General features: G+C 62.8%; 9 protein-coding genes. 6 read left to right on the top strand and 3 right to left on the bottom strand.

Annotated features, from left to right (window positions below; translation table 11 throughout):
- The 5 genes from EN939_RS18995 to aat form a co-directional block, all read left to right on the top strand.
- A partial coding sequence (locus tag EN939_RS18995) for a DsbA family protein (RefSeq protein WP_206528308.1) occupies positions 1 to 277 on the top strand: 277 nt, incomplete at its 5' end.
- Positions 278 to 425: 148 nt separating this feature from the next.
- The gene (aroQ, locus tag EN939_RS18990) at positions 426 to 860 is read left to right on the top strand and encodes a type II 3-dehydroquinate dehydratase (protein WP_127269235.1); all 435 of its coding nucleotides are present in this window, start codon (positions 426 to 428) and stop codon (positions 858 to 860) included.
- Between the two features lie 26 nt (positions 861 to 886).
- A complete protein-coding gene (gene accB / locus EN939_RS18985) occupies positions 887 to 1,345 on the top strand; it encodes an acetyl-CoA carboxylase biotin carboxyl carrier protein (RefSeq protein ID WP_127269234.1) in 459 nt (152 codons plus the stop codon).
- 10 nt (positions 1,346 to 1,355) lie between these two features.
- Entirely contained in the window at positions 1,356 to 2,699 is a 1,344-nt protein-coding gene (gene accC / locus EN939_RS18980; protein ID WP_127269233.1) for an acetyl-CoA carboxylase biotin carboxylase subunit, read from the top strand.
- 12 nt (positions 2,700 to 2,711) lie between these two features.
- Complete coding sequence (aat, locus tag EN939_RS18975; RefSeq protein ID WP_127269232.1) at positions 2,712 to 3,329, top strand: leucyl/phenylalanyl-tRNA--protein transferase; 618 nt, start codon at positions 2,712 to 2,714, stop codon at positions 3,327 to 3,329.
- A gap of 9 nt (positions 3,330 to 3,338) precedes the next feature.
- Here the strand turns inward: aat and EN939_RS18970 are convergent, their stop codons facing one another.
- From EN939_RS18970 to EN939_RS18960, 3 genes are all read right to left on the bottom strand, one after another.
- On the bottom strand, positions 3,339 to 3,725 hold the full coding sequence (locus EN939_RS18970) for a hypothetical protein (RefSeq protein WP_127269231.1): 387 nt from the start codon (positions 3,723 to 3,725) through the stop codon (positions 3,339 to 3,341).
- Between the two features lie 75 nt (positions 3,726 to 3,800).
- Positions 3,801 to 4,391 (bottom strand): DUF2155 domain-containing protein, encoded by a 591-nt coding sequence (locus tag EN939_RS18965; protein ID WP_127269230.1) that lies wholly within the window; start codon positions 4,389 to 4,391, stop codon positions 3,801 to 3,803.
- Positions 4,392 to 4,515: 124 nt separating this feature from the next.
- On the bottom strand, positions 4,516 to 4,914 hold the full coding sequence (locus EN939_RS18960) for an NADH:ubiquinone oxidoreductase subunit NDUFA12 (RefSeq protein ID WP_013531353.1): 399 nt from the start codon (positions 4,912 to 4,914) through the stop codon (positions 4,516 to 4,518).
- Between the two features lie 228 nt (positions 4,915 to 5,142).
- Between EN939_RS18960 and EN939_RS18955 the strand changes: the two genes are divergently transcribed.
- Positions 5,143 to 5,541 (top strand): 3-methyl-2-oxobutanoate hydroxymethyltransferase (locus EN939_RS18955; RefSeq protein ID WP_206528307.1); only part of this gene is annotated, 399 nt, incomplete at its 3' end.

Below are 5,541 nucleotides of genomic sequence, written 5' to 3'. Positions count from 1 at the left end.
CGGCGAGTTCCACAATGCGTTGCTCGGCGGCCAGGGACGCGCCACCGAGGCGTCGGCAATCAAGGTCGCGCTGTCGCTCGGCGCCGACGAAGCGGCGCTGCGCGAGAAGATGAAGGACCCGACAATCAACGAGGCCCTCGCCAAGACCTACGATCTTGCCAACAAGCTGGCGATCACCGGAACGCCGTCCTATGTCATCGGCAACGAGGTGGTGTTCGGAGCACTCGGGCAGGAAGTGCTGGCAGAAAAGATCGAGGCGGCGAAAGCCGCGCTCTGATCTTGCTCGCCAGCTATTTCTCACGGGCACATTTCCGCCTGTTGTGGACAGTGAAAGAACGCACTTGTGCTCTTTCCGCGGGCGGCTATGCCCATTATAGAGGGCCCAGCGCGCCGGCTTGATGACGGCGCCGGGAAAGGTCGGCTTTTTGAAAACGGTTTTCGTCCTGAACGGTCCCAATCTCAACGCGCTCGGCAAGCGCGAGCCGGGCATCTATGGCGGCAAGACGCTTGCCGCGATCGCCGACGACTGCAAGCAGGCAGGCGAGGCGCTGGGGTTCGAGATCGATTTCCGCCAGTCGAACCATGAGGGCGACCTTGTCGACTGGATTCAGGAAGCTGGCGACAAGGCTGTCGGCATCGTCATCAATCCGGGCGCCTACAGCCACACCTCGATTGCCATCCACGACGCCATCCGCGCCGTCGCGCCGTTGCCGGTGGCCGAAGTTCATCTTTCCAACATCCATGCGCGGGAACCATTCCGCCACATCTCCATGGTCGCGCCGGTCGCCGTCGGCATGATCTGTGGCTTTGGGCCGCTCGGCTATACGCTGGCGCTACAGGCGCTGGCCGCACGCCTATGACCGGCCAACAAACAGAAGGCTCGAAAATGTCGATAAAGAAGACCGGTGTTGACCAGCAACTGATCCGCGATCTGGCGGGCATACTGAACGACACCAATCTCACCGAGATCGAGGTTGAACTGGGCGACCTGAAGGTGCGCGTCTCGCGGCAGGCGCCGGCTGTTCATGCAATCGCAGCGCCGCAGCAGGCCTATGCGCCGGCAGCAGCGCAAGCTGCCTCCGCAGCTCTGCCCGTTGTGGCAGATATTTCCAAGAACGCAGTCACCTCGCCGATGGTCGGCACCGCCTACCTGGCGCCGTCGCCGGACGCCAAGGCGTTCATCGAAGTCGGCCAGAAGGTCAAGGAAGGCCAGACGCTGCTGATCATCGAAGCGATGAAGACGATGAACCAGATCCCCTCGCCACGTGCCGGCACGGTGACCGCGATCCTTTTCGAGGATTCGCAGCCGGTCGAATATGGCATGCCGCTCGTCGTGATCGAATAGAGCGGGCCTGATGTTTCAGAAGATCCTCATCGCCAATCGCGGCGAAATCGCCCTCCGGGTGCTGCGCGCCTGCAAGGAACTCGGCATCCAGACGGTGGTGGTGCATTCGACCGCCGATGCCGACGCCATGCATGTGCGGCTCGCCGACGAGAGCGTCTGCATCGGTCCGCCGCCATCGCGCGACAGCTATCTCAACATCCATCAGATCGTTGCGGCCTGCGAAATCACCGGCGCCGACGCCGTGCATCCGGGCTACGGCTTCCTGTCGGAGAACGCCAAATTCGCCGACATACTGGCCGCGCACAACATCACCTTCATCGGTCCGTCCGGCGACCATATCCGCATCATGGGCGACAAGATCGAGGCCAAGCGAACCGCCAAGCGCCTCGGCATTCCGGTTGTGCCCGGTTCGGACGGCGCCGTCACCGACCAGAAGGAAGCCAGGCGCATTGCCGCCGAGATCGGCTACCCCGTGATCATCAAGGCATCGGCCGGTGGTGGCGGTCGCGGTATGAAGGTCGCCCTCACCGAGGCTGACCTGGAGATCGCCCTGCAGACGGCGAGCACGGAAGCCGGTGCGGCGTTCGGCGACGATGCCGTTTATATCGAAAAATACCTGGAAAAGCCGCGCCATATCGAAGTCCAGGTGTTCGGTGACGGCTTTGGCCGCGGCGTGCATTTCGGTGAGCGCGACTGTTCCTTGCAGCGCCGCCACCAGAAGGTCTGGGAAGAGGCGCCCTCGCCCGCCCTCAATGCCGAAGAGCGCGCCCGCATCGGCGGCATCTGCGCCAAGGCCATCGCCGATCTCGGCTATTCCGGCGCCGGCACCATCGAGTTCCTCTACGAGAATGGCGAGTTCTACTTCATCGAGATGAACACGCGCCTGCAGGTCGAGCATCCGGTGACGGAAGCGATCACCGGCATCGATCTCGTGCATGAGCAGATCCGCGTCGCCTCCGGTGGCGGCCTCTCGGTGAAGCAGGAGGACATCAAGTTCAACGGCCACGCCATCGAATGCCGCATCAACGCCGAGGACCCGCGCACCTTCACCCCCTCGCCCGGCACGATCACCCATTTCCACACACCGGGCGGCCTGGGCATCCGCGTCGATTCCGGCGTTTATTCCGGCTACAAGATCCCGCCATACTATGACAGCCTGATCGGCAAGCTGATCGTGCATGGGCGTAATCGCGTCGAGTGCATGATGCGCCTGCGCCGCGCCCTGGACGAGTTCGTCGTCGACGGCATCAAGACGACGTTGCCGCTGTTTCGCGATCTCGTCGGCAATGCCGACATCGCCAATGGCGACTACGACATCCACTGGCTGGAAAAATACCTGGCCAAGGAAGACTAGCGCGGAGACGCGATGACCCGCCCCTACGCGCCCGGCTATCGCATCCCCACCGACCTTCTGCTCAAGGCATACGCCTCGGGCGTCTTCCCGATGGCCGAAAGTGCCGGCGACCCGGAGGTGTTCTGGGTGCGGCCGGAGACGCGCGGCATCATTCCGCTCGATGGTTTTCACGCGCCGAAAAGCCTCAGGAAAACGATCAGGAAGAACCCCTTCGACATCCGTTTCGATTTCGATTTCGAAGCGACCATCGACGGCTGCGCCGAAAAGCGCGTGGAACGGCGCTCGACCTGGATCAATGCGCCGATCCGCGAAGCCTATGTCGAGTTGCATCGGATAGGCCATTGTCATTCGGTCGAGGCGTGGCGCGAGGACCGGCTGGTCGGTGGCCTCTATGGCGTGTCGCTCGGCCGGGTGTTTTTTGGCGAGAGCATGTTCGCCAGGGAGACGGACGCTTCCAAGACCTGCCTTTTCTATCTCGTCGAGCGCTTGAAGGCACGCGGCTTCGCTCTGCTTGACACCCAGTTCACCACCGAGCACCTCAAGCGCTTCGGCGCGGTCGACGTGCCGCGCGGCAAATATGAAAAGATGCTGGCCGACGCGCTGAAGGGCGAGGCCGTATTCTATCCCTGAAGATTGAGCCTACTTCCCAGTGGCGGCTTCCAATGGCGTCTGCGAATGGAACATCATCTTCCAGCCGTTGACGCGATGGACATAGCCGGTGCTGACCAGCGCGACGTAAGGTTCGCCGTTCTCGCGTGTCGCATGTGCCTCGTAGGTCAGCATGATGATGTCGCTGCCCGGCTCGATAATACCCTTGAGGTCGATTTTCAGGTCGCGCCAGCGGTTGGGCCTGGTTGCGGTCTTGGCGAGATCCGCATTGTCCATCGCCTGTGCCATCTGCGGAAACGCCACCAGGCATTCGGTGTCGACATTGGCCGCATAGTAGGCCGCGTCGCCCGTCCAGAATCCCTTTTCAAGTTCCAGCAACTCTGCCTTGCCAGCCGTGATCCGCTTGCTGTCTGACATCGGAAGATCCTCCCTGCGCATAGATGCGCGCTCATCCGTGCCCCAACGTATGGTGGCAAGGAGGGTTCCGGAGGATCAGTTGGTGTCGGTCGTATCGGGGTCCGAAGCGTCCGGCTCCGTCACGCCAGGATCTGTCACGTCCGGAGCGGTCGCGGCTTTCGGTTTGGCCGCCGCGGGCTTGGGCGCCTCGGCTTTGGTTGCGTCAGCCTTGGCGCCGTCGGGCGCCGGCACATCCGACTTCTGCTTGCATTCCTTCAGCCAGACGTCGTAGACGGCATGCTCGACGGCATTGAGGCCGGGGCTTTCGGCAAACATCCAGCCGGTGAAGATGCGGCGAATTTTGCGGTCGAGCGTGATCTCGTCGACCTCGACGAAGGAATCGGTCTTCGGCGCCTCGGCCTGCGGCCGCGAATAGCAGACGCGCGGCGTCACCTGCAAAGCGCCGAACTGCACCGTCTCGTCGATATAGACATCGAAGGTGATGATGCGGCCGGTAATCTTGTCGATACCGGCAAACTCGGCAACGGCATTGGTGACCCGGTCCGCTCCGGCGGGCAGCGCCGGCGCGGGTGCCGCGGGCTCAGGCGAAGCGGCGAAGGCCACGGTGCTGACGGCAAGACCGGCGGCTAGCGCCAGACTGGCCGATATTGAGTAAGAAAAGCTCATGCAAAGATACCGGTGGTTCGCGCCCGGGTGATTCTGTCGATCGCCAAGGCTAGTCGCCGTTTTCTGATCAGCAAGCAGCTAAACACCAATTGTGGCGATAAAGGACCGGCTTGCACCCTGTCGCCTACGACCCGGGTGTCCAGGCATCGTAGTCGCCGGTGACCTGCGGGCGGTGCTGATTGGTCAGCACCGAGCCCTTCGGGCGATAGGCCGCCGGGCTGCCGGTCAGATTGGGCTGATGCGGCTTTTGCCAATCGCGCGGCTTGTAGTCCTCGCTGGACGGCGCGACGTCGACGCGGTGGTGCATCCAGCCGTGCCAGCCGGGCGGTATCGCCGAAGCCTCCGAATAATTGCGGTAGATGACCCAGCGGCGCGTGCGGCCTTCCGAATCGATGCCGCCTTCGTAATAGAAATTGCCGGTCTCGTCCTGGCCGACCTTCTTGCCGTACCGCCACGTGTGCAGGCGGGTTCCTATCGTCTGGCTGTTCCACCAGGTGAAAAACTGCGTAAGGAAAGTCTTCATTTCAAAACCCTCGCGCCGGCAGCGCCCGTTTTCCTGCTTATGGCGTCAGGCCTTGCCGAAGGCAAGGCTTTTGCCACGGCGTGCGCGCAAATGGCTTGCCTGAAGCCCGACACAAGCCTGTGATCCTCCCGGTCGCTGCATGCACGCTTGCCAAGCCTTTGCGGTATTTCTAAAGCTCTGCGCGCCCATGCCTGCATCCAGCCCGGCTTGAGGCCAAGGAGGTGACGATTGGCCACGGAATTGCCGACCACCGACATTCGCATCAGCGCCGAGGCGATTCGCCACCGCAAGGGCGGCACGCCGATCGTTTGCCTGACCGCCTATACCTATCCCATCGCCCGTCTGCTCGATCGCCATGTTGACCTGCTTCTGGTCGGCGACAGTGTCGCCATGGTCCTGCATGGCCACAAGACGACGCTGGGCGCCTCGCTGGAGATGATGATCGCACATGGGCAGGCCGTGATGCGCGGCTCGGCCAGGGCCTGCGTCGTCGTCGACCTGCCGGCCGGCACCTATGAGGCAACGGCAGCGCAAGCCGTCAACTCGGCGCGGCGGGTCGTCGACGAAACCGGCTGCCAGGCGGTGAAGCTCGAAGGCGGCCTCGACATGATCAGCCAGATCGAGGCC

The organism is Mesorhizobium sp. M7A.F.Ca.CA.002.05.1.1, assembly GCF_003998335.1.
GTDB lineage: Bacteria > Pseudomonadota > Alphaproteobacteria > Rhizobiales > Rhizobiaceae > Mesorhizobium.
The sequence above is the reverse complement of the archived record's forward strand: the minus strand, read 5'-3'. Positions and strand labels throughout refer to the sequence as shown.